Raw genomic sequence first — 23,674 nt, 5'->3', positions numbered from 1 at the left:
GAGACGCAGATGGCCGAGCGCGGACGCTTTATCACCCTGGAAGGGGGCGAGGGGGTGGGCAAGTCCACCAACCTGGCCCGGGTGGTCGACTGGCTGGAGGCCCGGGGCCTCGAGGTGGTCCAGACCCGCGAGCCGGGGGGCACGCCCCGCGCCGAGGCGATCCGGGCGCTGCTGCTCGACCCCGCCGGCGACGAGCCGCTGGACGACGATGCGGAGCTGCTGCTGGTGTTCGCCGCCCGTGCCCAGCACCTGGCCCGGGTGGTTCGCCCGGCCCTCGAGCGGGGCGCCTGGGTGGTGTGCGACCGCTTCACCGACGCCACCTTTGCCTACCAGGGCGGCGGGCGCGGCATTCCCGCTCCACGCATCGCCGAGCTGGAACGCTTCGTCCAGCAGGGGCTCGAACCCGACCTGACCCTGCTGCTGGACATGCCCGTGGAGGCGGCCCAGCGGCGGGTCGAGGCGCGGGGGGGCGAGCGAGATCGCTTCGAGCGCGAGCGCGCCGACTTCTTCGCCGCCGTTCGCGACGCCTACCTGGCCCGGGCCGCCGCGGCGCCCGGGCGCATCGCGGTGATCGATGCCTCCCGGGAACTGGCGGCCGTGGGCGAACAGATCCGGGCGACCCTGGCCGAGCGGGTGGCGGAATGGCAGTGAACGAGGCGAGGCCGGTCGTGGAGGCCCCGGGGCTGCCGCTGCCCTGGCTGCACGCACGCTTCGGCGAGCTGACCAGGCTGATGGATGCCGGGCGGCTGCCCCACGCCCTGCTGATCTCCGGGCCGCGGGGCGTGGGCAAGCGCTCGCTGGCCGATGCCCTGATCGCCCGGGTGCTCTGTGCCGCTCCCGGCGAGGCCGCCTGCGGCCGCTGCCACGGCTGCCGGATGCTGGCCTCGGGTTACCACCCGGACCTGCTGCGCGTCGAGCCGGAGGAGGGCAAACGCCAGATCCGCATCGACCCCATCCGCGAGGTCAACGCCTTCGTCGCCCAGACCGCCCAGCAGGGCGGCTATCGGGTGATCCTGATCGCCCCGGCGGAGACCATGAACGTCGCCGCCGCCAACGCCCTGCTCAAGAGCCTGGAGGAGCCCGGCGGGCGAACCCTGTTCGTGCTGCTCGCCGACATCCCCTCGCGCATGCTGCCCACCATCCGCTCGCGCTGCCAGCACTGGAGCTTGGCCCCGCCGCCGCCGGAGGCGTGCCTGCCCTGGCTGACCGAACGGCTGGGCGGCGAGGAGGAGGCGCGCTTCTGGTGGCGTGTCGCCGGCGGGCTGCCGCTGGCCGCGCTCGACCGGGCCGAGCCGGAATCCCGGGCGCTGCGTCAGCAGCTCGTGGAGACCTTCGAGGCGCTGGTGCGGGGGGCGGAGCCGGTGGCCGAGGCGGCGCGCCTCGAGCGCCAGTCCACCGAGGCGATACTGTGGTACGGTATCGCCTGGCTGGAGGACCTGATCCGCCTGGGGCTCTCCGGCGAGAGCCCGGAGCGGGCCCCGTCGCTGCGTAACCCGGACCTGCTGCCGCTCTACCGGCAGGCGGTCAAGAACGCCCGGGTGCGCGACTGGTTCCGCCTGCTCGACTACGCCCGGGAACAGCGCCGCCTGCTGGCCTCGGGTGGCAACCCCAACCCCCAGCTGGTGCTGGAAGCCTGGCTGGTGCGCTGGTCCGCGCTGCTGCGCTCTTGAGCGAGGAGATATTCCCATGGCTGCCCAGAAGGCGCTGTCGCTGAACATCCAGGACGTCCAGACCCTGCTCTCGGCCTACATGCCATCGCTCGAGCGGGGCGGCATCTTCGTGCCGACCCGCGAGCGCTACGAGCTGGGCCAGGAGATCTACCTGCTGCTGACCCTGCCCGGCGAGAGCGACCGGGTGCCGGTCACCGGGCAGGTGGTGTGGGTCTCTCCCGAGGGCGTCAGCGGCCGGCGCATGCCCGGCGTCGGCATCCACTTCAGCGCCGGTGACCAGGCGGTGCGGGATCGCATCGAGAACCTGCTGGCCGGCCACCTGGACAAGGGGGCGCCGACCTATACGCTCTAGGAGCGCCGAGCGCCGAGCGCCGAGCGCCGAGCGCCGAGCGCCGAGCGCCGAGCGCCGAGCGCCGAGCGCCGAGCGCCGAGCGCCGATTGACGCCATTCGCCGCCATTGAGCGGTAACTTTCTTCTGTCCCTGGTATTTTTCTGCATGTTTGTCGACTCCCACTGCCATCTCGACCGCCTCGACCCTCGCACCCACGACGGCGACCTCGCTGCGACCCTGGCCGCCGCCCGGCAGCGTGGCGTCCGCCAGTTCCTGGCCATCGGCGTCACCCTCGAAGAGGTGCCGGGCATCGCCGCCATCGCCCGCGAGCACGACGACGTGGTGATCTCCGCCGGGGTGCACCCGCTGCACCGGGTGGCCGAGGAGCCGACGGTCGAGGCGATCAGGGAGACCGCCGAGTGCTTCGGCGCCGTGGCCATCGGCGAGTGCGGCCTGGACTACCACTATCTGGAGAAGGCCCCCGAGTCGGTGCCCTCCCGGGAGGTGCAGCGCGAGCGCTTTCGCCGTCAGCTGATCGCGGCGACCGAGCTCGAACTGCCGGTGATCATCCACACCCGCGAGGCCCGCGAGGAGACCCTCGCGTTGATCCGCGAGCACACCGACCCGGCCATCGGCGGCGTGCTGCACTGCTTCACCGAGGACCTGGAGATGGCCCGCGAGGCGGTCCGCCACGGCTTCTTCATCTCGCTCTCCGGCATCGTCACCTTCCGCAATGCCGAGGCGCTGCGCGAGGTGGCCCGCCGGGTGCCGCTGGATCGCCTGCTGATCGAGACCGACAGCCCCTACCTGGCACCGGTGCCCCACCGTGGCAAGCCCAACGAGCCCGCCTGGGTGGTGGAGGTGGCCGAGTGCATCGCCACCGAGCGCGGCATCAGCGTGGAGGAGGTCGCCATGCAGACCACCGCCAACTTCTACCGGCTGTTCCGGGCCGCGGTGCCCGAGGCGCCAGCCGGGGTGCGCGACTCCCTGCGCGACGCCGGGCTGGTCTAAGCTTCCCTCATCATCCTGTCTTCCGCGGCCCGGAGGAGGGCGCACCATGCATCTCGACCCGCTGCTGGCCCAGATCGACCCCGAGGGTGAGATCCCGCCCGTGGACCGCTGGCACCCCGACCGCCAGGGACGCATGGACCTGGTGATCGCCGCCGATGGCCGCTGGATCCACGAGGGCGTCGCCATCGCCCGGCCCCGCCTGGTGCGGCTGCTCTCCACCATCCTGCGCCGCGAGGCCGACGGCGGCTATGCCCTGGTGACGCCCGCCGAGCTGCAGCGCATCCGCGTAGAGGATCGCCCCTTCCTGATCGTCGACGCCGAGCGCGACGACAGCGGCTGCTGGTGGCTGACCACCAACGTCGGCGACCGGCTGGTGCTGGACGAGGCCCGTCGGCTGACGCCGAGCGAGACCCCGGCCGGCGAGACGATCCCCGAGGTGCCGGTGCGCTTCGGGCTCTCCGCGCGGCTGGGGCGCAACGTCTACTACCGCCTGGTGGAGGCGGCCGAGAGCCGAGCGCTGCCCGACGGCGGCGAGGAGCTGGGCCTCGTGAGCGATGGCGCCTGGCAGCCCCTCGGCCGGCTGGCGGCCGGGGGCGCGGACGGCGAGGCCTCGTGAGGCTTACCGAGGAGCAGCGGGCCGTCGTCGCGCACGGTGCCGGCCACGCCCGGGTCGCCGCCGTGGCCGGCTCGGGGAAGACCACCACCATGGTGGCGCGGGTGCTAACCCTGCTCGAGCAGGGCGTGCCGCCGTCGCGCCTGCTAGTGCTGATGTTCAACCGCTCGGCCCGCGAGGACTTCCAGGCGCGGCTGGCAGCCATGGCCCCGCCTGGCCAGCCGCTGCCCGACGTTCGCACCTTCCACTCCCTGGGCCACCGGTTGACCGCCACCATGACCCGCTGGGGGGCGCTGGCCCCCCGTGAGCTGCTGACCGCCGACTGGCAGCTGGAGAGGCTGCTGCGCCAGGCGACCCAGCGGGCCCTGGCGGAGGTGGCCGAGCCGCGCGAGTCGGCGCTGGACGCCGAGCGCCTCGAGGCCCTGGCCCACTTCTGTGCGCTGGTGAAGGCCGAGATGGTGCCGCCGGCGACGCTCTTCGAGCGGCTCGACTTCGGCGAGGAGACCGACCACTTCGTGGCCGCCTTCGACCACGCCGAGGCGCTGCTCGCCGAGCATGGCCTGATGAGCTATTCGGACCTGCTCTATCGCCCGCTGCGTGCCCTGGAAGCCGACGCCGGCCTGCGTGCCCGGGTCCAGGGGTTCCTCGACCACGTGATCATCGACGAATACCAGGACATCAACGTCGCCCAGCAGCGCCTGCTGGCGCTGCTGGCGGGCCGGGATGCCGCGGTGATGGCGGTCGGCGATGCCAACCAGTGCATCTACGAGTGGCGCGGCGCCCACCCCGACACCATGCTCGAGCGCTTCACCGCCACCTTCGGCGAGGCGGTCGACTACCCGCTCTCCACCACCTTCCGGCATGGCCATGCCCTGGCGCTGTCGGCGAACCATGCCATCGCCGCCAACCGCCGCCGCCCCGACCAGCTCTGCGTGGCCGCTCCCGGCAATCCCGATACCTCACTGGGCCTGGGCCAGGGCAGCCGCGGCCTGCTGGAGGCGCTGGCCGCCTGGCAGCACGAGGGGCGCCGGCTCGACGAGGCCTGTGTGCTGGTGCGCAGCTGGGCGCTCTCCGTGCCGCTGCAGCTGGCGCTGCTGCGCGAGGGCATCCCGTTCCGGCTGGCTCGGGAGGATCGCTTCGTCTTCCGCCTGCCGCTGGTCCAGGCGCTGGCCGGCTACCTGATGCTGGCGCGGACCCCGGCGCTGCTCGCCGACCCCGCCCACCTGGCCCTGCTGCTGGGTCAGCCGACCCCCTTCGTGGCCCGCGAGCGCCTGGTGGCCCTGGCCACGCGCCTGGCCGAGACCCAGCGCTGGCCCGAGCGTCACGACCCGCTGCTCGAGGGGCTCAGGCCCCACCAGAAGCGCACCCTGAAGCGGCGCTGGGCGCTGCTCTGCGAGCTGCCGCGTCTCGCCGCCTGGCCGCCGGCGCGGCTGCTCGCCCACGTGGTCGAGGCGGTGGAGGCAGAGAAGGTGCTCAAGCGCGCCGCGGCGCGCCGCGACAAGGGGGAGGAGGACGTGCGCCTGCTCGACGTGCTGCTCGAGCAGGCCGCAGAACTCGGCAACGACCCGGACGCCTTCATCGAGCTGCTGCGCCGCCCGGTGGAGAACCGCGAGGACGGGGTGCTGATCACCACCGTCCATGGCGCCAAGGGACTGGAGTGGCCGCTGGTGGTGCTGGCGGGCGCCAACGAGGAGGACTTTCCCCACTACAGCCGCGACAACCCCCTGTCGCCGCAGCGCCTCGAGGAGGAGCGACGGCTCTTCTACGTGGCCATCACCCGGGCCCGCGAGCGGCTGCTGCTGCTCCACGACGGCGGTGATCATCGCCCCAGCCGGTTCATCGCCGAGAGCGCCTGGCAGGACGCCGAGCGCGTCCGCCGACGCCTCGCGGCCGGCGCGACCGAGGACGGCCCCCTGGCCGTGGCCTGCCCCGACCTGGTGGGCCGCTATCTCGAGGCCCTGGGCGAGAGCCTGCCGCTGGCGGCCCTCTCCCGGGACGAGGTCGCCGAGCCCACCGCGCCCTATGCCGGCTTCAGCGTCGGCCAGTGGCTGCGCCATGCCGTGTTCGGCGAGGGCGAGATCCACCTGGTGGAGGGCGACCCGGCCAACCCGGTGATCGAGGTCCGCTTCCGGCATGCCGGCCGGCGGCGGCTGATCGCGCGGCGCGCCCCCATCGAACTGATCGCAGGAGAACCCGCATGAGCACGCCCCTGATCACCGCCACCGAACTGGCCGATGCCCTGGAGGGCGCGCGGCCCCCCCGTCTGCTCGACTGCCGCGCGCGCCTCGGTGACCCGGATGCCGGCCACGGCCTCTGGTGGGCGGCCCACCTGCCGGGCAGCGTCCATCTGGACCTGGATCGCGACCTGGCGGCACCGCCGGGGCAGGGCGGTCGCCATCCGCTGCCGTCGACCGCGGCCTTTACCGCCACCCTGCAGCGGCTCGGCATCACCCCCGAGCTGCCGGTGGTGGTCTACGACGACATGGGGGGACAGCTGGCGGCGGCGCGCGCCTGGTGGATGATTGCCTGCTGGGCCGGGCACCCCGACGTCAGGCTGCTCGATGGCGGCCTCAAGGCCTGGCTGGGCGCGGGGGGAGAGCTGGCCGAGGGGGACCGCTCCCCGCTGCGGCCCAGCGACTGGACGCCGGTCTTCGATGACACGCGGCGGGTGGACGCCGACCAGGTCTTCTCGGGGCGCGCCCTCAAGGTGGACGCCCGCTCCCGTGAGCGCTTCCGCGGCGAGGCGGAGCCCATCGACCCGGTGGCGGGGCATATCCCCGGGGCGGTCTGCCGGCCCTCGGCGGACAACCTGACGGCGGAGGGGCGCTTCAAGTCGCCCTCACGGCTCGCCGCGGAGCTGCCCGAGGCCGAGGAGGCCGTCGCCTACTGCGGCTCCGGCGTCACCGCCTGCCATACCATCCTGGCCTACGCCGTGGCCGGCCGCCCCCTGCCGCGGCTCTACCCGGGCTCCTGGAGCGAGTGGATCCGCGATCCGGCGCGGCCGGTGGCCACCGGCGACTGACGCCGGGCTGCGCCCGGAGCTGCAAGCCACAAGGATCAAGCAGCAAGCCCCCCCGCTGCCTTCGGACAAGGAAAAAAAGGGGCAGGCCTTTGGTGGCCTGCCCCTTGAGCACCTCATCCGGTCTTCTTGCAGCTTGCAGCTTACATATTCGGATAGTTCGGCCCGCCGCCGCCCTCCGGCGCCACCCAGGTGATGTTCTGGGCCGGGTCCTTGATGTCGCAGGTCTTGCAGTGCACGCAGTTCTGGAAGTTGATCTGGAACTTCGGCTTGCCGTCGTCGTCCTCGACCACCTCGTAGACCCCGGCCGGGCAGTAGCGGCTTGCCGGCTCGGCGTACTCGGGCAGATTGTCGCGGATCGGCAACTCCGGGTCCGCCAGCTTCAGGTGACAGGGCTGGTCCTCCTCGTGGTTGGTGTTCGACAGGAACACCGAGGAGAGCTTGTCGAAGGAGAGCTTGCCGTCGGGCTTCGGGTAGTCGATCTTCTCGCACTCGGCGGCGGGCTTGAGGGCCGCGTGGTCCGGGGTAGTGTCGTGGACGTTGGGCAACTTGCCGCCCAGCAGCTGGTTGGCGAAGTTGTAGGCGCCACCGCCGATGGTGCCGTACTTGTGGATCGCCGGGCCGAAGCTGGCGCTCTCCTTGAGCTCGGCCCAGGCCCAGCTCGCCTCCCACTTCTCGGTGAAGGCGGTCAGTTCCTTTCCACCCTCGTCGCCTGCCGCAATGGCTTCGAAGACCGCCTCGCCGGCCACCAGGCCAGACTTCATGGCGGTGTGCAGCCCCTTGATCTTGGCGAAGTTCAGGGTCCCGGCATCGCAGCCGATCAAGAGGCCACCCGGGAAGGTCATCTTCGGCAGGCAGTTGAGGCCCCCCTTGACGATGGCCCGGGCGCCGTAGGCGACGCGCTTGCCGCCCTCCAGGTGCTTGGCCAGCACCGGGTGGTGCTTCATGCGCTGGAACTCGTCGAAGGGCGAGAGCCAGGGGTTCTGGTAGGAGAGGTCCATGATCAGGCCGACCATGACCTGCTGGTTGTCGCCGTGGTAGAGGAACCAGCCGCCGTGGGTCTTGCTGTCCAGGGGCCAGCCGGAGCCGTGCAGTACCAGGCCCGGCTCGTGCTGCTCGGCGGGGACGTCCCACAGCTCCTTCAGGCCGATGCCGTAGTGCTGGGGGTCGCGGCCCTCGGCGAGGTCGTACTGCTGGATCAGGCGCTTGCCGATATGGCCCCGGGCGCCCTCGGCGAACAGGGTGTATTTCGCGCGCAGCTCCATGCCCGGCATGTAGCTGTCCTTGGGCTCGCCGTCGGCGCCCACGCCCATGTCGCCGATCAGGATGCCCTTGACCACCCCCTCCTCGACGATCGCCTCCTGGGCGGCGAAGCCGGGGAAGATCTCCACCCCCAGCCCCTCGGCCTGCTCGGCCAGCCAGCGGCAGAGGTTGCCGGCGCTGATCACATAGCGCGGCATGTCGCCACCGGTGTTATGCATGCTCTTCGGCACCAGGGCGTTGGGCAGCTTCTGGGCCTTCTCGGCGTCCTTGAGCAGGTAGACCTCGTCGCGGGTCGCCGGGGTGGTCAGCGGGGCGCCGCGCTCCTCCCAGTCGGGGAAGAGCTCGGCCAGGGCGCGGGGCTCGAAGACCGCGCCGGAGAGGATATGGGCGCCTACCTCGGAGCCCTTCTCCACCACGCACACCGTCAGCTCCTGCTCGGCCTCATTGGCCTGCTGCATCAGTCGGCACGCCGCGGCAAGGCCAGAAGGCCCGGCGCCGACGATGACCACATCGAATTCCATCGAATCGCGTTCTACCTGTTCCACCTGCATCTCCTCCCTCGCATCACCGCCGATGGCCTGCCACCAACGTCGATAGCAATTAAAACGGTCGTTTGCTTCTTGCCTGTCTCCATGATAGGCATAATAGCCGACTCAGGTCACCCCTTCGATGCGCTCCGTGCCGAGAGGGGAGCCGATAGTGGGATTGTTGCCATGGGGCCGCCTGTGGCACATTGACAAGGTTTTTCGATGCGGCGCCTATCAAACGCTCGCATGAAACGTATAAGGGCATGCCGCGCCGTTCTATGCGGCCCGTTTCAGTAGGGTGCGGATGGCACTGCCGCACCAGAAACCAAGCGAGGACACCATGAAAGTACTCGTCGCGGTCAAACGCGTCATCGACTACAACGTCAAGATCCGGGTCAAGCCGGATAACTCCGACGTCGACCTCACCAACGTCAAGATGGCCATGAACCCCTTCTGCGAGATCGCCGTGGAAGAGGCGGTGCGCCTGAAGGAGAAGGGCGTGGCGACCGAGATCGTCGCGGTGACCATCGGTCCCAAGGCCGCCCAGGAGCAGCTGCGTACCGCCCTGGCGCTGGGTGCCGATCGCGCCATCCACGTCGAGACCGACGAGCGCGTCGAGTCGCTGGGCGCCGCCAAGGCGCTGGCCAAGCTGGTGGAAGAGGAGCAGCCGGGCCTGGTGATCCTCGGCAAGCAGGCCATCGACACCGACAACAACCAGACCGGCCAGATGCTGGCGGCCCTGACCGGCCTGCCCCAGGGCACCTTCGCCTCGGAGGTCGTCATCGAGAACGACAAGGCACAGGTGACCCGCGAGATCGACGGCGGCCTGCAGACCATCGAGCTGACCCTGCCCGCCATCGTCACCACCGACCTGCGCCTGAACGAGCCGCGCTACGCCAAGCTGCCCGACATCATGAAGGCCAAGAAGAAGCCGCTGGACGTCAAGAGCCCGGCGGATCTCGGCGTTGAGGTGGCCTCGAAGGTCAAGCTGCTCAAGGTCGAGCCGCCGGCCGAGCGCCAGGGCGGCGTCAAGGTGGGCTCCGTGGATGAGCTGGTCGACAAACTGAAGAACGAAGCCAAAGTGCTTTGAAAGGAGCGGATCTCATGAGCATCCTGGTACTCGCCGAACATCACGACGGCGCCCTGGCCGGCGCCACCGCCCATGTGGTCGCGGCCGCCCAGCAGATCGGCGGCGATATCGACGTGCTGGTGGCAGGCGAGGGCGTCTCCGCGATCGCCGAGGCCGCCGCCAAGCTCGACGGCGTCTCCCGCGTTCGCGTGGCCGACCACGCCGCCTATGCCCATCTGCTGGCCGAGCCCACCGCGGCGCTGATCGCGGAGCTTGCCGCGGACTACAGCCACGTGCTGGCCTGTGCCTCCACCACCGGCAAGAACGTGCTGCCCCGTGTCGCCGCACTCAAGGACGTGGCGCAGATCTCCGAGATCATTGCCGTTGAGTCTGCCGATACCTTCAAGCGCCCGATCTACGCCGGCAACGCCATCGCCACGGTGCAGAGCGAGGACACCCTCAAGGTGATCACCGTGCGCACCACCGGCTTCGACGCGGTGGGCGAGGGCGGTTCCGCCAGCGTGGAGGCCGTCGACTTCGTCGCCGACAACGCCCTGTCCACCTTCGTCAAGGAAGAGCTGGCCCAGTCCGATCGTCCCGAGCTGGGTGCGGCCAAGGTCGTGATCTCCGGCGGCCGCGGCATGGGCAACGGCGAGAACTTCAAGTTGCTGGACGGCATCGCCGACAAGCTGGGTGCGGCCATCGGTGCGTCCCGGGCCGCGGTGGATGCCGGCTTCGTGCCCAACGACATGCAGGTGGGCCAGACCGGCAAGATCGTCGCCCCGGACCTCTACATCGCCGTGGGCATCTCGGGTGCCATCCAGCACCTGGCCGGCATGAAGGACTCCAAGGTGATCGTGGCGATCAACAAGGACGAGGAGGCGCCGATCTTCCAGGTCGCCGACTACGGGTTAGTGGCGGATCTCTTCGAGGCCCTGCCGGAGCTCGAGAGCAAGCTGTAACGACGATAGGGATCTTCCCTTAAGTGCTCTGATAAGACGCTCTCCACATTTGCGGCCTGGTAGCCGATCTCTTCGAGGCCCTGCCGGAGCTCGAGAGCAAGCTAACGCCTCCCCACGTGTCATGGGGGCAAGACGCCGGCACCGGATGGTGCCGGCGTCGTTGTGTCGGGGGATGGGCCATAACCCCCGTCTATATCAGCGATAACGGGAATTATTAGCGTCACACGCCCGTGTCTGCCATCCTGTGTAGTTGAGGTCACGAGGCGACTGCCTCGTTAAGTCCATTCACGGAGGAGTCACTATGCCGCATACACTACCCGAGCTGCCCTACGGCTATGATGCCCTTGAGCCGCACATCGATGCGATGACCATGGAGATCCACCACTCCCGGCACCACCAGACCTACATCAACAACCTCAACGGCGCCCTGGAGGGCACCGGCCTCGAGGAGGTTCCGGTGGACGAACTGCTCGCCAGCCTGGATCGGGTCCCCGAGGAAAAGCGCCAGGCGGTGATCAACAACGGCGGTGGCCACTCCAACCACTCGATGTTCTGGCAGATGATGTCGCCCAACGGCGGTGGCTCGCCCAAGGGCAAGGTCGCGGAGGCGATCGAGGCCGATCTGGGGGGCTTCGACGCCTTCAAGGACGCCTTCACCAAGGCGGCACTGGGCCGGTTCGGCAGCGGTTGGGCCTGGCTGAGCGTCACGCCGGAAGGGAAACTGGTGGTGGAGAACACCCTCAACCAGGACAGCCCGATCTCCCAGGGCAACACGCCGGTGCTGGGGCTGGATGTCTGGGAACACGCCTACTACCTGAAGTACCAGAACAAGCGCCCGGACTATGTCGCCGCGTTCTTCAACGTGGTCGACTGGGACGAGGTCGAGCGGCGCTACCAGCAGGCCACCGGCTGAACCACCGACACCGCATGGCTGCAATGAGGGTGCCCGGCCGGGCACCCTCCGCATGGCAAAGGGCCCCGCTCATGGCGGGGCCCTTTGCGTATCAGGGGAGCCTCATCCCCTGCCCCGGAGGCAGGGCGCGATGTTCACCACGCCACGATTGATAATTGTTATCATTCGTGGCATCGTCATGCCGCTGCCGACAGCGGCATTTACCGAACACCTTTTCCTACCACCTTTTTCTACCACCAGGGGAGTCAATCCGTGGAGATACGTCCAAGGTCGCTGCTGTGGGGGGTGGCCCTCTGCCTGCTGGTCGCGCCGGCCAGTGCCGACGCGTTGCAGCAGCAGGCAGAGGGCCAGCGCACCCAGGCCGAGCTGGAGTCGCGGATCGAGGCCGCCGATGATGACGTGCGCGAGCGGCTCGAGGAGCTGCGCCGGCTGGAGCGGGAGACGCGCCAGCTGAGTGCCCGCAGTGACGAGCTGGCTCCGCGGCTCGAACGCCAGGCCGAGGCCCTGGACCGCCGCGAGGCGGCTCTGGCGACCCTGGGCGAGACCCGCGAGGCGCTGCCCGATCTGCAGCGCCGCCTGGTGGAGCGCCTGGCGCGCTGGGTTGACCGGGACCTGCCGTTCCTGGTCGAGGAGCGGCGGGCTCGGGCGGCCAGCCTCGAGAGGAGCATGGGCGACCCCGACGCGTCGGCGGCCGAGCGCCTGGCGTCAGTTCTGGCCGCCTGGCGGACCGAGCTCGACTACGGTCGCGAGTTCGACGCCTGGCGAGGCACCCTGGAGGAGGGCGAGACGCGCCGCGAGGTAGAGTTCCTGCGCCTGGGCCGGATCGGCCTCTACTACCTGACGCCCGACAGTCGCCAGGGTGGGGTCTGGCGTGCCGAGGAGGGGCGCTGGGTGGCGCTGGACGAGCCGGCGCGTCGCCAGCTGCGCCATGGGCTGCACATCGCCCGGGATCGGCGTGCTCCCGAGCTGTTGCACCTGCCGCTCTCCGTCTCGCTGGCCGCGTCCTCGGCATCCGACCGGGAGGTACTGCCATGACCCGCTGGCAAGGATGGTGTGGCGTGCTGGCCATGGCCCTGCTGCTGGTGCCGGGCAGCCAGGCCTGGGGAGAGGTCGAGCCGCCGGAAACGCTGCGCGCCGAGCGACAGGCGGCCGAGGCCCGGGAGCTGGCGCGCCTGGAAGGGCTGCTGGAGGACGACGAGGCCCTGGAGGCGGCCCTGGACGAGGCGCGCGCGGCCCATGCCGAGGCCGCGACGCGTCATGCGGCCCTTCAGGCCCGTGAGGCGACGCTGGCCGAACGGCGCGCCGAGCTGGAGGCTCGCCAGGGCGAGGCGGGCGACGACCTGGCGGCGGTGCTCGGAGTGCTGGTCCGCCACAGCGGCGAACTTCGCGATGCCCTGGCCGACAGCTGGCTGACGGTGGGGGGCACGGCGCTGCCGCCGCGGCTGGACGAGGCCGAGGTGCTGACCCGCGAGCACCTGGAGGGCCTGGGCGATGCGCTGATGGCCCTGACCGCCGAGACCGGTCGCGCCGTGCGCTTCACCGCGCCGGTGGCCGATGCCGGGGGCCAGATCACCTCACGGGAGGGGGTTCGCCTGGGTGACCTGCTCGCCTTCAGCGACGGCGAACTGCTGCAGCGTGGTGCCGATGAGTCGAGCCTCGCCACCCTGGCCCGGACCCCGCCCGAGGTGGCCGGAAGCCTCATCGCCTTCCAGGCCGGCGAGGGCGAGACCCTGGCGCTGGATCCCACCGGTGGCCAGGTGATCGAGGCCCTGGCCCAGCGACCTAGCCTGGTCGAGCGCTTCCACCAGGGCGGCGCCGTGGGCTACGTGGTGGTGGGCCTGGGGGGCATCGGCCTGCTGGTGGCGCTCCTGCAGTACGGCTACCTGCTGCGTGTCAGCTGGACGATGCGCCGCCAGCGCCGCGACCTGGCACGGCTGCGCGACGACAACCCCCTGGGGAGAGTCCTCGCGCGTTTCGAGTCCCTTCCCGATGATCCCGTGCCGGAGGCGCTCGAGGCCCGCCTCGACGAGGCGGTGCTGGCCGAACTGCCGCGCCTCGAGCGGGGCCAGCCACTGGTCAAGCTGCTCGCCGCCGTGGCGCCGCTGCTGGGCCTGCTGGGCACCGTCACCGGCATGATCGTCACCTTCCAGGCGATCACCGTCTTCGGTACCGGCGACCCCCAGCTGATGGCCGGCGGGATCAGCCAGGCGCTGGTCACCACCGTGCTGGGCCTGGTCACCGCCGTGCCGCTGCTGTTTGCCCATACCGCCCTGGCTGGTCGCAGCCGCCACCTGGCCGGGGTGGTGGAGGGACAGGCCAGTGCGGCCCTGGCCGAGCGGCTGGAGCAGCGCGGCAGCGCCGCGACGACCGCGAACGGGAGTGGCCACCGTGCTGCCGCTCTGGCTTGAGCCCCTGGAGCGGCTGGTCGAGGCCGGCGGTGCCATTCTGGTAGTGATCGCCCTGGTGGCGACCCTGCTGTTCAGCCTGGCACTGGAGCGTGTGCTGTTCTTTCGCCTCGGCTACCGCCGCGCCCGCCGAGCGCTGCTCCGCCGCTGGGCCGCACGTGGCGACCACCTGAGCTGGAGCAGCCTGACGCTTCGCGAGGCCTGGACCCGGGAGCTGATTGCCCGGCTGCGCCGGCCGCTGCCCTGGCTCAGGCTGCTGGTGGCACTCTGTCCGCTGCTGGGGCTGCTCGGCACCGTGACCGGCATGATCGCAGTGTTCGACAGCCTGGCGCTCACCGAGACCGGCCAGGCCCGGGCCATGGCCGATGGCGTATCGCGGGCCACCCTGCCGACCCTCGCCGGCATGGCGGTGGCGGTGGTGGGACTGCTCTTCACCAGCCGTCTGGAACAGATCATCCGGCGCGAGGACCAGCGGCTGCATGACCGCCTGGCTCGGGCCGTGGAGGAAACCCATGCGTAGACGCCGCAATCTCGCCGCCGAGGGCGACGCCGGCGAGGTCAACCTGACCCCGATGCTGGACGTGGTCTTCATCATGCTGATCTTCTTCATCGTCACCACCAGCTTCATCAAGGAGAGCGGGGTGGAAATCCAGCGTCCCGAGTCCAGCGCGGCGAGCCCCCGGCCCGACGCTCAGCTGATGGTGGCGATCACCCCCGAGGGGGCCGTCTGGGTCGACGGCCGTCCGGTGGATGCCCATCGGGTCGGGGAGGCGGTGGCCGCCCTGCTCGGCGATGACGGCGGGGTAGTGATCCAGGCCGATCGCCAGGCCACCACCGGCCTGCTGATCGAGGTGATGGATCGCCTCCGCGAGGCGGGGGTGGAGGAGATGGCGGTGGCAGCCACCCGAGGCGGCCCATGACCCGCACGCTGCTCTCGCTGCTGGGTGGTGGCGCCATGGCACTGGGGCTCTTCTGGCTGCTGGCCCTGCTGGTAGCGCCGCCGCGGGAGGCGGTCGAGCGGCTGGACCCGGCGATGCCGATAAGGCTGGCTTCGGTGGCGGAGGACTCGGAGCCCGCCGAGTCGGATGCCCCGGAGGCACCCGAGGCCGGGCCGCCCGTTTCCGCCGCCGAGCCCGACCCCTTGACCCGGCGGCCCGCGGAGATTCGCCTGCCGGAGCCGGAGCCGGAGCCGGAGCCGGAGCCGGAGCCGGAGCCGGAACCGGAACCCGAACCCGAACCTCAGCCCGAGCCCGAACTTCAGCCCGAGCCGCAGCCCGAGCCCGAACCGCAGCCAAGGCCCGAACCGCAGCCAAGGCCCGAACCGCAGCCAAGGCCCGAGCCAGCGGCCCGGGCGCCAGGCGAGTCGGCGCCCGTCGCCGAGCCGGCTGTCGCGTCGGCCCCCGACGCCGAGGCGGCCGGGTCGCAGGGCGATGCCAGCCAGGTGCCGGTAGAGGTGGGAGAGGCCGTCCCGGTCAGCCGGGTGCCGCCTAGCTATCCGCGTCGCGCCCAGCGCCGCGGACTGGAGGGCCATGTGGAACTGGAGTTCCTGATCCAGCCCGATGGTCGCGTCGATCCCTCGAGCATCCGGGTGGTGGAGGCCCGGCCGCGCCGGGCCTTCGAGGAGGCCGCCGAGTCGGCCGTGGCGGCATGGCGCTTCGAGGCGGATGGCCGCCTGCGCCGGGCGCGGCAGCGCCTGGAGTTCCGGCTGCGCTGATGCCGTGGGCGCTCTCTCAGAGGCGGCTGGCCAGCAGGGCGGTCAGTTCTTCATCGCTGAGTACCAGCGGGTTGGTCTTCATGCTGCCGCCGCGTGCGCCGGCCACCACTCGTTCCAGGTCGGCGGGGGTCATGCCGAACGCGCCAAGTCGCGGCATCGACAGGCGGCGGGTCCAGTCGCGCAGGGTCGCTACGAGGGCGTTGCAGGCCGCCTGCTCACCCAGCTCGGGCGAGTCGGCGAGCAGGCGGCCCACGCGGGCATACCTGGCCAGGGCCCCGGGGGCCTCATCGCGCTCGCGCAGTGCCGCGATGTTAAGCGCGGTGGCCTCGGCCAGCAGGGTGCCGCATACCACGCCGTGGGGAATCGGGAAGAGGGCGCCCAGCGGCGAGGCCAGGCCGTGCACCGACCCCAGCCCCGCCTGGGCCAGGGTGATGCCGGACATCAGCGAGGCGTAGGCGAGCCCCGGGTAGCCCTCCATGGCGCGGTCGGGATCGTCGTCCAGGGCGGTCCAGAGGGCCTGGTGGAAGGCCTCCATCCCGGACCAGGCCAGCGCGTCGGTGGGCGGGCTGGCGCCCGCCGAGACATAGGACTCCAGCAGCTGGGTGAAGGCATCCATGGCGTTGGCGGCCAGCTGGTCGGCGGGACAGCCGGCCAGCAGGTCCGGGTCGACCAGGGCGACTCGGGGCATCAGCTGGTCGTCCCGGAACGACTTCTTGAAGCCGCCCGGCCCCCGCTCGCTCAGCACCGCATTGCGGGTGGCCTCGCTACCGGTCCCCGCGGTGGTGGGGACGGCGATCAGCGGTGCCGCGGGCCCGGGGTAGGGCAGGCCCCGGCCGACGCCCTCTAGGTGATCCATGACCGAGGTCCCGGTGCGCAGCAGCCCGGCCACGGCCTTGCCGGCATCCAAGGCGCTGCCGCCGCCGATGGCCACCACGGCGTCGATGCCCCCGTCGCGATGCGCCGCCACGATCTCGTCCACCTGGCGGGGCGAGGGCTCCCCGTCGATGCTGACCTGGGCCCAGCTCAGTCCCTGCTCGGCCAGCGCCGAGCGAAGGGTCGGCCAGCGGGGCGAGTCGATGAAGGAGCGGCGGCCGGTGACCAGCAGCAGGCGCCGGCCGTGCAGGGCGATCAGCGCCGGCAGGCGGTGGATGGCCTGGCGGCCGAAGTGGATCTCGGGAAGGGGCGAGAGGCGGAAGGCGTCGAGGCGCGTGTCGGGCATGGGGGCGATCCCTGGGGTGGCGGGCAGGAGACCTACTATAGGGGCTCATCCCGCCCGGTCCAAACGGCCGCGCTGGCCCATGGGTCGACCCTTCTCACCGGCTCACAGTGCGAAGTCGGTCCATACCGGGGCGTGGTCGGAGGGCCGCTCCATGCCGCGCAGGTGGTAGTCGATGCCGGCCTCGGTCACCTTCTCGGCCAGCGGCGCGGTGACCAGGATATGGTCGATGCGCAGGCCGCGCTTCGGGTCGCGATCGAAGCCCTTCGAACGGTAGTCGAACCAGCTGAAGCGGTCGTCGACCGCCGGGTGGCGGACCCGGTAGCTGTCGACCAGGCCCCAGGCCTTGATGCCGTCGAGCCATTCGCGCTCCACCGGTTGGAAGCTGGTCTTGCCGTCGCGCAGCCAGCGCTTGCGGTTGACCTCGCCGATGCCGATGTCGATGTCCGCGGGGGAGATGTTGAAGTCGCCCATCACCACCAGGCGCTCGTCGGGGCGATGCTGGCCCTCCAGCAGCCGCCTGAGCTGGGCGTAGAACTCGCGCTTGTGGGGAAACTTCAGCGGGTGCTCGACATTCTCGCCCTGGGGGAAGTAGCCGTTCCACACCGTCAGCGGCTCGCCGCCACCCGGGCGCACGCACGCGCCGATCATGCGGCGCTGGGCCTCGTCGCCATCGTCGGGGAAGCCCAGCCGCACCCACTCGGGCTCGCCGCACTGGGCGGGGTCGACCATCAGCGCCACGCCGTAGTGTCCCTTCTGGCCGTGAAAGAACACCCGGTAGCCCAGCGCCTCCACGGCCTCGCGGGGAAACTCGCTGTCCTGGACCTTGGTCTCCTGCAGGCCGATCACCGCCGGACGCGAGGCGTTGACCAGGGCCTCCAGCTGGTGGAGCCGGGCGCGGATGCCGTTGATGTTGAAGGAGACCAGCCGCATCACTGCTCCGAGCTCCCCGTGTCGCGGCCCTGCTCGGGGTGGATGGCGATGCTCTGGCCGGCCTCCTGGCGCGCCAGCTTGCGGGCCGCCTGGATCTTGCGCTGCTGGCGCTTCTTCTGGGTGTAGCGGGTCGACGAGGTCACCTGATCGGGGTTCTCGTGGCGCCACTTCTTGTAGTCCTTGCGCCGGCCGGTGCGGATCTGCACCTTGTCGGCCAGCGAGCGGGTCTTCTTGCGACGGGTCATGGAAACAACTCCTCTGGTCTGGCGGGCATTCTACCAGTCCGGCGGCCGTCGCCACAGGCGCCTGCGCGCACGAGACGCGCCCTTGGCGCCGTAGGCTGTTACAATGGGCGATCGTGTCATGCCTCCTATCCACCGAAACGGACTAGACAGCAAGCCTATGAGCGAGTCGGAACAGATCAACGCACCGGCCCAGGATCGCAAGCCCAAGCGCCGTCGTCGCAAGCCGCGCCGTCGCCAGTCGTCCGGCTGGGACCTGCGTCAGTTTCAGGTGCCTGCCGTGGCGGGCAAGTGGCGCTTCCATGACTTCGATCTGCCGCTGCCGCTGATGCGGGCCATCCATGCCCTGGGCTTCGAGTACTGCACGCCGATCCAGGCCGAGGCGCTGACCCACACCCTGCTGGGTGGCGACGTGGTCGGCAAGGCCCAGACCGGCACCGGCAAGACGGCCGCCTTCCTGATCTCGATCCTCGCCTACTTCCTCGAGGAGGAGGCGCCCAACGGCCAGAAGACCGGCGCACCGCGGGCGCTGATCGTCGCCCCGACCCGCGAGCTGGCCCTGCAGATCGAGAAGGACGCCAAGGCACTGGCGCGCTTCACCGACCTCAAGGTGGCCAGCGTGGTCGGCGGCATGGACTACCAGAAGCAGCGCGAGAGCCTCGGCGGCCGCCTCGACGTTCTGGTGGCCACGCCCGGACGGCTGCTCGACTTCCACCAGAAGCGTGACGTCGACCTCACCCAGGTCGAGGTGCTGGTGCTGGACGAGGCCGACCGCATGCTCTCCATGGGCTTCATCCCCGACGTCAAACGGATCATCCGCCACACGCCGAAGAAGGAGGAGCGCCAGACCTTCCTCTTCTCGGCCACCTTCACCGAGGACATCCTCAACCTGGCCAGCCAGTGGACCCATGAGCCGACCCATGTCGATATCGCGGTCACGGTGGAGAACGCCGCCGACATCGACCAGCGCGTCTACCTGGTCGGTGACGAGGACAAGCAGCGCCTGCTGGTCAACTTGCTCAAGCAGGAGAGCTTCGACCGGGTGATGGTCTTCGGCAACCGTCGCGACCTGGTGCGCAAGCTCGACGAACTGCTGCGCAAGGCCGGCATCAATGCCGCCATGCTCTCCGGCGACGTGCCCCAGAACCAGCGCATCAAGACCCTGGAGCAGTTCCGCGAAGGCGAGATCCAGGTGCTGGTCGCCACCGACGTGGCCGGCCGCGGGATCCACATCGAGGACGTCAGCCACGTGATCAACTACACTCTGCCGGAAGACCCGGAGGACTACGTCCACCGCATCGGCCGCACCGGGCGTGCCGGCGCCAAGGGGGTGTCGATCAGCTTCGTCGGCGAGGAAGACGCCTTCTCGCTGCCCGAGATCGAGCGCTTCATCGGCGACAAGCTGCCCTGCGAGCATCCGCCGGAAGGCCTGCTCTGACCCCATGCTCGACGAGGCCCTGAAGGGCGAGATCCAGGCCGCCTATCGCCGCGTGCTCGAGGGCCTCGACCTCACCCCCCGCTACGGCCAGCGGCTGATGATCGCCGAGATCGCCCGCACCCTGGCCGGCATCGAGGCCGACGAGGCCGGCAGGCGCGTCAGCGACGAGCATGTCTGCGTGCTCGAGGCGGGCACCGGCACCGGCAAGACCCTGGCCTACCTGCTGGCCGCGCTGCCGGTGGCCAAGGCCCGCGGCAAGCGCCTGGTGGTGGCCACGGCCACCGTGGCCCTGCAGGAGCAGGTCCTCCACCAGGACCTGCCGGCCCTCAAGGCCCATAGCGGCATCGACTTCGACTACGCCCTGGCCAAGGGGCGCGGCCGCTACGTCTGCGTGGCTCGCCTGGACCAGGCCCTCGACGGCGGCGAGGAGAATCCCACCCTGTCGCTCTTCGAGCAGGCCCTGGACAGCGGTGGCGACGACTTCCAGGCGCTGGTGGCGTCGCTGGGTGAGGCCTACGGCAATGGCCGCTGGGCCGGTGATCGCGACAGCTGGCCTGAGGCCATCGAGGATGCCCACTGGCGGCGACTCACCGTGGATCACCGCCAGTGCACCAACCGCCGCTGTGGCCACTTCGGCGCCTGCGCCTTCTTCCGCGCGCGCCGCGACCTCGACACCGCCGACGTGATCGTCGCCAACCACGATCTGGTGCTGGCCGACCTCTCCCTGGGCGGCGGGGTGGTGCTGCCTGACCCGGGGGACTGCATCCATGTCTTCGACGAGGGGCACCACCTGCCGGACAAGGCGCTCAACCACTTCACCCACCGCTTCGCGGTGGGTGGCGCGCTGCGCTGGCTGCGGACCCTGAAGAAGTCGCTGACCGAACTGAACCAGGCGCTGGCCGTGCAGCCGACCCTGGCGCGGCTGCTGGCCGGCCTGCCCCAGGCGATCGAGGCGCTGGAGCCGAAGCTCGGCGAGGCCTTTGCCCGGGGCCACCAGCTGGCTGGGCGCCCCGAGGGGCTCGCCGATGGCGAGGAGGGGCGCCAGCATCGCTTCGAGATGGGCCGCGCCCCGGAGGCGCTGCGCGAGCTGGCCGGGGCCCTGCTGGTGATCTTCGCCGAGCTCTCCCGCACCCTGGAGAGCATGGCCGACATCCTGCGCGAGAGCCTCGACCCCGACAAGCACACCGGGCTGCCCCGGGAGCAGGCCGAGGCGTGGTTGCCGCTGGTGGCACTGCTCCACGGCCGGGCGCTGGAGGCCCACGCCCTGTGGCAGGCGTTCGCCGAAGGCGACCCCGAGGGCGAGCCGCCCCGGGCGCGCTGGCTGACCCTGGAGCGCTTCGGTGCCGACCCCGAGCTGACCTTCTCGGCGAGCCCCGTCTCGGCGGCCCACACCCTGGCGAAGAGCCTGTGGGGGGCCACCTTCGGCGCTGTGGTCACCTCGGCCACACTGACGGCGCTGGGGCGCTTCGAGCGCCTGCAGGAGCGTGCGGGGCTGGCCAACCGCTACCGCTACCAGCGCCTGCCCAGCCCCTTCGACTACTCCCGGGCGGTGCTCAGCGTGCCGCGCGAGGCCGTCGACCCCGCCGATCGCGAGGGGCACGAGCGAGCCATCGTCGACTTCGTCCGGGGGCTGGGGGAGAAGGAGGCGGTACTGATGCTGTTCTCGTCCCGGGCGCAGCTGCGGGCGGTGGAGAAGGCGCTGCCGAAGGCCCTGGCCGGGCGGGTGCTGGCCCAGGACCGGCTGCCCAAGCGCGAGCTGATCACCCGCCACCGGGCGCGGGTCGATGCCGGGGAGGGCAGCATCATCTTCGGCCTGGCGAGCTTCGCCGAGGGCATCGACCTGCCCGGCGACTACCTCACCCACGTGGTGATCACCCGGCTGCCCTTCGCGGTGCCCGACGACCCGGTGGGGGCGACGCTGGCCGAATGGATCGAGAGTCGCGGCGGCAACCCCTTCATGCGCATCAGCGTGCCGGATGCCTCCATCAAGCTGGTCCAGGCCTGCGGCCGGCTGATCCGCAAGGAGGCCGACAGCGGGCGCATCACCCTGCTCGATCGCCGGGTGCTGACCCGGCGCTACGGCCGGGCGCTGCTCGATGCGCTGCCGCCCTTCGTGCGCGAGATCGACGGCGTCCCCGAGGCCTGATCCGACCCCGGCGCCGCCGGCCCTCGACAGCCTCCCTGAAACGCTAAAGGCCCGCCGATCGGCGGGCCTTTAGCGTTTTTCGGGGGCTCGGTTCAGGCGGCCCGGGCGCGGGCGGCCAGCACCGGGGCGAGCTTCTGGTCCATCTCCCTGAAGGCATTCACCGTGGTGTCCCAGTCGATGCAGGCATCGGTGATGGAGACGCCGTACTTCAGCTGGCTGTGGTCCTCGGGGACCTTCTGGTTGCCCCAGCCGATGTTGGATTCCACCATCAGGCCGATGATCGAGCGGTTCCCCTCGAGGATCTGGTTGGTGACGTTCTCCAGCACCAGGGGCTGCAGCGCCGGGTCCTTGTTGGAGTTGGCGTGGGAGCAGTCGATCATGATGTTGGGCTTGACGCCGCCCTTGCGCAGCTCCTGCTCGGCCAGGGCCACGCTGACGCTGTCATAGTTCGGCTTGCCGTTGCCGCCACGCAGCACCACGTGGCCGTAGGCGTTGCCGCGGGTACGGATGATCGCCACCTGGCCCGCCTGGTCGATGCCCAGGAAGTTATGCGGATGGGAGACCGACTGCAGGGCGTTGACGGCCACGTCGAGGCTGCCGTCGGTGCCGTTCTTGAAGCCCACCGGGCAGGAGAGGCCGGAGGCCATCTCGCGGTGGGTCTGGGACTCGGTGGTGCGGGCGCCGATCGCCGACCAGCTGATGCAGTCCTGCAGGTACTGCGGCGAGATCGGGTCCAGCGCCTCGGTGGCCAGCGGCAGGCCCATCTCGGCCAGGTCCACCAGCAGGCGGCGGGCGATATGCAGGCCCTCCTCGATCTCGAAGGAGCCGTTGAGGTGGGGGTCGTTGATCAGTCCCTTCCAGCCCACGGTGGTGCGCGGCTTCTCGAAGTAGACGCGCATCACGATGTAGAGGCTCTCCTTGACCTCGTCGGCCAGGCGGCGCAGGCGGCGCGCATAGTCCAGGGCGGCATCCACGTCGTGGATGGAGCAGGGGCCCACCACCACCAGCAGGCGCGGGTCCTCGCCGTCGAGGATGCGCTGGATGGTCTCGCGACCCTCGATCACGGTGCGCTCGGCGGCCTCGGTGAGGGGGACCTCCTGCTTGAGGGCCTCGGGAGTGATCAGGACGTCCTGGGCCAGGACGTTGAGGTTATGGACCTGCTGCTCTGACATTGTGCTACCTGTGTCGTGTCTGCGCTGATGGCGAATAATAGTGGGGCCTACTATCACCCGCGGGGGGAGGAAAAATCAATCGCGGGGGAACCCGCCGGGCCCTCGGCTGTCCCAGCGCGGGCGTATTTCGGCAGGGTTCGGCTTGATGGATGGGCGAGAAACGGGAACACTTGTGCGACTCCGGCTACGGCCTTCGACTTTCAGCTGCCCCAGGGCTTCAGGTTGACGCTATGCATTTCATCGTCAGGCACGTTCTACCCGTCCATGCGAGACGGCCCGCCCCTTGCTTCCGCCTCCCGGCGGGGAGGGTGTGAATGGGCACCAGGGAGACCGACCAGCAGCTCGTCGAGCGCGCCCAGAAGGGTGATACCCGCGCCTTCGACCTGCTGGTAAGGAAGTACCAGCACAAGATCATCGGACTGATCGGGCGCTATGTTCACGACCATGCTGAAGTGCAGGACGTGGCCCAGGAGGCCTTCATCAAGGCCTACCGGGCGCTGGGCAAGTTTCGCGCCGAGAGCGCCTTCTACACCTGGATGTACCGTATCGCCATCAATACCGCCAAGAACCACCTGGTCTCTCGGGGGCGCCGGCCGCCGGGCAGCGACCTCGATATCGTCGACGCCGAGATCGTCGACCACAGCGGGCGCCTGGCGGACACCGAGACACCGGAGGCGGCGATGGCCCGCGACCAGCTCGAGGCCGCGGTCTACGAGGCGATCGACAACCTGCCGGATGACCTGCGCACGGCGATCACCCTGCGCGAGCTCGAGGGACTCTCCTACGAGGATATCGCCAACATCATGCAGTGCCCGGTGGGCACGGTACGCTCGCGGATCTTCCGCGCTCGGGAGGCCGTCGATCAGCATATCCAGCCGCTGGTGACCACGGCCCGCAATCGCGAGGCGGTGGAGGAGTGAGTCAGCCGGCGGGAGCCGGCTGCAAGGTTTTTGACGTTTTGCTGAACTGTCCGGCGTCAGTGACGTCAGAAGCAGTGATCGATCCGCCGCCGGTGGATCTCGGGTGTCGT

At 70.5% G+C, this 23,674-nt stretch carries 23 protein-coding genes; 18 read left to right on the top strand and 5 right to left on the bottom strand.

What is annotated here, in order from left to right; genetic code table 11:
- The first annotated feature begins 9 nt into the window (after window positions 1–9).
- The 7 genes from tmk (at window position 10) to NFC98_RS11405 (ending at window position 6,647) form a co-directional block, all read left to right on the top strand.
- Window positions 10–651, top strand: a complete 642-nt coding sequence (tmk, locus tag NFC98_RS11435) for a dTMP kinase (protein ID WP_254275107.1) — start codon at window positions 10–12, stop codon at window positions 649–651.
- Entirely contained in the window at window positions 642–1,670 is a 1,029-nt protein-coding gene (locus NFC98_RS11430; RefSeq protein WP_254275106.1) for a DNA polymerase III subunit delta', read from the top strand. Before tmk ends, NFC98_RS11430 begins: the two co-directional genes overlap by 10 nt.
- 16 nt (window positions 1,671–1,686) lie before the next feature.
- Window positions 1,687–2,022 (top strand): PilZ domain-containing protein, encoded by a 336-nt coding sequence (locus NFC98_RS11425; RefSeq protein ID WP_183330171.1) that lies wholly within the window; start codon window positions 1,687–1,689, stop codon window positions 2,020–2,022.
- Between the two features lie 144 nt (window positions 2,023–2,166).
- The gene (locus NFC98_RS11420; protein WP_254275105.1) at window positions 2,167–3,012 is read left to right on the top strand and encodes a TatD family hydrolase; all 846 of its coding nucleotides are present in this window, start codon (window positions 2,167–2,169) and stop codon (window positions 3,010–3,012) included.
- A gap of 46 nt (window positions 3,013–3,058) precedes the next feature.
- Entirely contained in the window at window positions 3,059–3,628 is a 570-nt protein-coding gene (locus tag NFC98_RS11415) for a DUF1285 domain-containing protein (RefSeq protein ID WP_254275104.1), read from the top strand.
- Window positions 3,625–5,826, top strand: coding sequence for an ATP-dependent helicase (locus NFC98_RS11410; RefSeq protein WP_254275103.1), 2,202 nt, complete (start codon window positions 3,625–3,627; stop codon window positions 5,824–5,826). Before NFC98_RS11415 ends, NFC98_RS11410 begins: the two co-directional genes overlap by 4 nt.
- On the top strand, window positions 5,823–6,647 hold the full coding sequence (locus tag NFC98_RS11405) for a sulfurtransferase (protein WP_254275102.1): 825 nt from the start codon (window positions 5,823–5,825) through the stop codon (window positions 6,645–6,647). Before NFC98_RS11410 ends, NFC98_RS11405 begins: the two co-directional genes overlap by 4 nt.
- A gap of 140 nt (window positions 6,648–6,787) precedes the next feature.
- Here NFC98_RS11405 and NFC98_RS11400 read toward each other — a convergent pair whose 3' ends face one another.
- Complete coding sequence (locus NFC98_RS11400) at window positions 6,788–8,452, bottom strand: electron transfer flavoprotein-ubiquinone oxidoreductase (RefSeq protein WP_254275101.1); 1,665 nt, start codon at window positions 8,450–8,452, stop codon at window positions 6,788–6,790.
- A gap of 322 nt (window positions 8,453–8,774) precedes the next feature.
- Between NFC98_RS11400 and NFC98_RS11395 the strand changes: the two genes are divergently transcribed.
- From NFC98_RS11395 to NFC98_RS11360, 8 genes are all read left to right on the top strand, one after another.
- Complete coding sequence (locus NFC98_RS11395; RefSeq protein WP_254275100.1) at window positions 8,775–9,524, top strand: electron transfer flavoprotein subunit beta/FixA family protein; 750 nt, start codon at window positions 8,775–8,777, stop codon at window positions 9,522–9,524.
- 14 nt (window positions 9,525–9,538) lie between these two features.
- Entirely contained in the window at window positions 9,539–10,465 is a 927-nt protein-coding gene (locus NFC98_RS11390) for an electron transfer flavoprotein subunit alpha/FixB family protein (protein WP_254275099.1), read from the top strand.
- 301 nt (window positions 10,466–10,766) lie between these two features.
- Window positions 10,767–11,378 (top strand): superoxide dismutase, encoded by a 612-nt coding sequence (locus tag NFC98_RS11385; RefSeq protein WP_254275098.1) that lies wholly within the window; start codon window positions 10,767–10,769, stop codon window positions 11,376–11,378.
- A gap of 252 nt (window positions 11,379–11,630) precedes the next feature.
- Window positions 11,631–12,413: a DUF3450 domain-containing protein gene (locus NFC98_RS11380; protein ID WP_254275097.1), complete on the top strand. Its 783-nt coding sequence runs from the start codon at window positions 11,631–11,633 to the stop codon at window positions 12,411–12,413.
- 32 nt (window positions 12,414–12,445) lie between these two features.
- On the top strand, window positions 12,446–13,786 hold the full coding sequence (locus tag NFC98_RS11375) for a MotA/TolQ/ExbB proton channel family protein (RefSeq protein ID WP_254277832.1): 1,341 nt from the start codon (window positions 12,446–12,448) through the stop codon (window positions 13,784–13,786).
- Window positions 13,770–14,303: a MotA/TolQ/ExbB proton channel family protein gene (locus NFC98_RS11370; protein WP_254277831.1), complete on the top strand. Its 534-nt coding sequence runs from the start codon at window positions 13,770–13,772 to the stop codon at window positions 14,301–14,303. The genes NFC98_RS11375 and NFC98_RS11370 overlap by 17 nt, the downstream gene beginning before the upstream one ends.
- Window positions 14,296–14,703, top strand: a complete 408-nt coding sequence (locus NFC98_RS11365; protein ID WP_254275096.1) for a biopolymer transporter ExbD — start codon at window positions 14,296–14,298, stop codon at window positions 14,701–14,703. The genes NFC98_RS11370 and NFC98_RS11365 overlap by 8 nt, the downstream gene beginning before the upstream one ends.
- On the top strand, window positions 14,700–15,497 hold the full coding sequence (locus NFC98_RS11360) for a TonB family protein (RefSeq protein ID WP_254275095.1): 798 nt from the start codon (window positions 14,700–14,702) through the stop codon (window positions 15,495–15,497). The genes NFC98_RS11365 and NFC98_RS11360 overlap by 4 nt, the downstream gene beginning before the upstream one ends.
- A 16-nt stretch (window positions 15,498–15,513) precedes the next feature.
- On the opposite strand, the gene NFC98_RS11355 is transcribed toward NFC98_RS11360, so the two are convergent.
- The 3 genes from NFC98_RS11355 to NFC98_RS11345 all read right to left on the bottom strand — a co-directional run bounded on the left by NFC98_RS11355 (window position 15,514) and on the right by NFC98_RS11345 (window position 17,891).
- Window positions 15,514–16,716 carry an iron-containing alcohol dehydrogenase gene (locus tag NFC98_RS11355; RefSeq protein WP_254275094.1) on the bottom strand — a complete coding sequence of 401 codons (1,203 nt, stop codon included), beginning with the start codon at window positions 16,714–16,716 and terminating at the stop codon, window positions 15,514–15,516.
- Window positions 16,717–16,818: 102 nt separating this feature from the next.
- The gene (gene xthA / locus NFC98_RS11350; RefSeq protein WP_254275093.1) at window positions 16,819–17,646 is read right to left on the bottom strand and encodes an exodeoxyribonuclease III; all 828 of its coding nucleotides are present in this window, start codon (window positions 17,644–17,646) and stop codon (window positions 16,819–16,821) included.
- Window positions 17,646–17,891, bottom strand: a complete 246-nt coding sequence (locus tag NFC98_RS11345) for a hypothetical protein (protein WP_254275092.1) — start codon at window positions 17,889–17,891, stop codon at window positions 17,646–17,648. The genes xthA and NFC98_RS11345 overlap by 1 nt, the downstream gene beginning before the upstream one ends.
- A gap of 157 nt (window positions 17,892–18,048) precedes the next feature.
- On the opposite strand from NFC98_RS11345, the gene rhlB reads away from it, so the two are divergent.
- Both rhlB and dinG read left to right on the top strand, forming a co-directional pair.
- Window positions 18,049–19,326 carry an ATP-dependent RNA helicase RhlB gene (rhlB, locus tag NFC98_RS11340; protein WP_254275091.1) on the top strand — a complete coding sequence of 426 codons (1,278 nt, stop codon included), beginning with the start codon at window positions 18,049–18,051 and terminating at the stop codon, window positions 19,324–19,326.
- Between the two features lie 4 nt (window positions 19,327–19,330).
- Window positions 19,331–21,472, top strand: a complete 2,142-nt coding sequence (gene dinG / locus NFC98_RS11335; protein ID WP_254275090.1) for an ATP-dependent DNA helicase DinG — start codon at window positions 19,331–19,333, stop codon at window positions 21,470–21,472.
- A 92-nt stretch (window positions 21,473–21,564) separates the two neighbouring features.
- Here dinG and NFC98_RS11330 read toward each other — a convergent pair whose 3' ends face one another.
- A complete protein-coding gene (locus tag NFC98_RS11330; RefSeq protein WP_254275089.1) occupies window positions 21,565–22,644 on the bottom strand; it encodes a 3-deoxy-7-phosphoheptulonate synthase in 1,080 nt (359 codons plus the stop codon).
- A 314-nt stretch (window positions 22,645–22,958) separates the two neighbouring features.
- Between NFC98_RS11330 and rpoE the strand changes: the two genes are divergently transcribed.
- Window positions 22,959–23,564, top strand: a complete 606-nt coding sequence (rpoE, locus tag NFC98_RS11325; RefSeq protein WP_254275088.1) for an RNA polymerase sigma factor RpoE — start codon at window positions 22,959–22,961, stop codon at window positions 23,562–23,564.
- Window positions 23,565–23,674: the final 110 nt, after the last annotated feature.

Origin of the sequence: Halomonas sp. 3H (assembly GCF_024206005.1) — a bacterium.
GTDB lineage: Bacteria > Pseudomonadota > Gammaproteobacteria > Pseudomonadales > Halomonadaceae > Halomonas > Halomonas campaniensis.
This window is presented reverse-complemented; position numbering and strand designations above follow the sequence as displayed.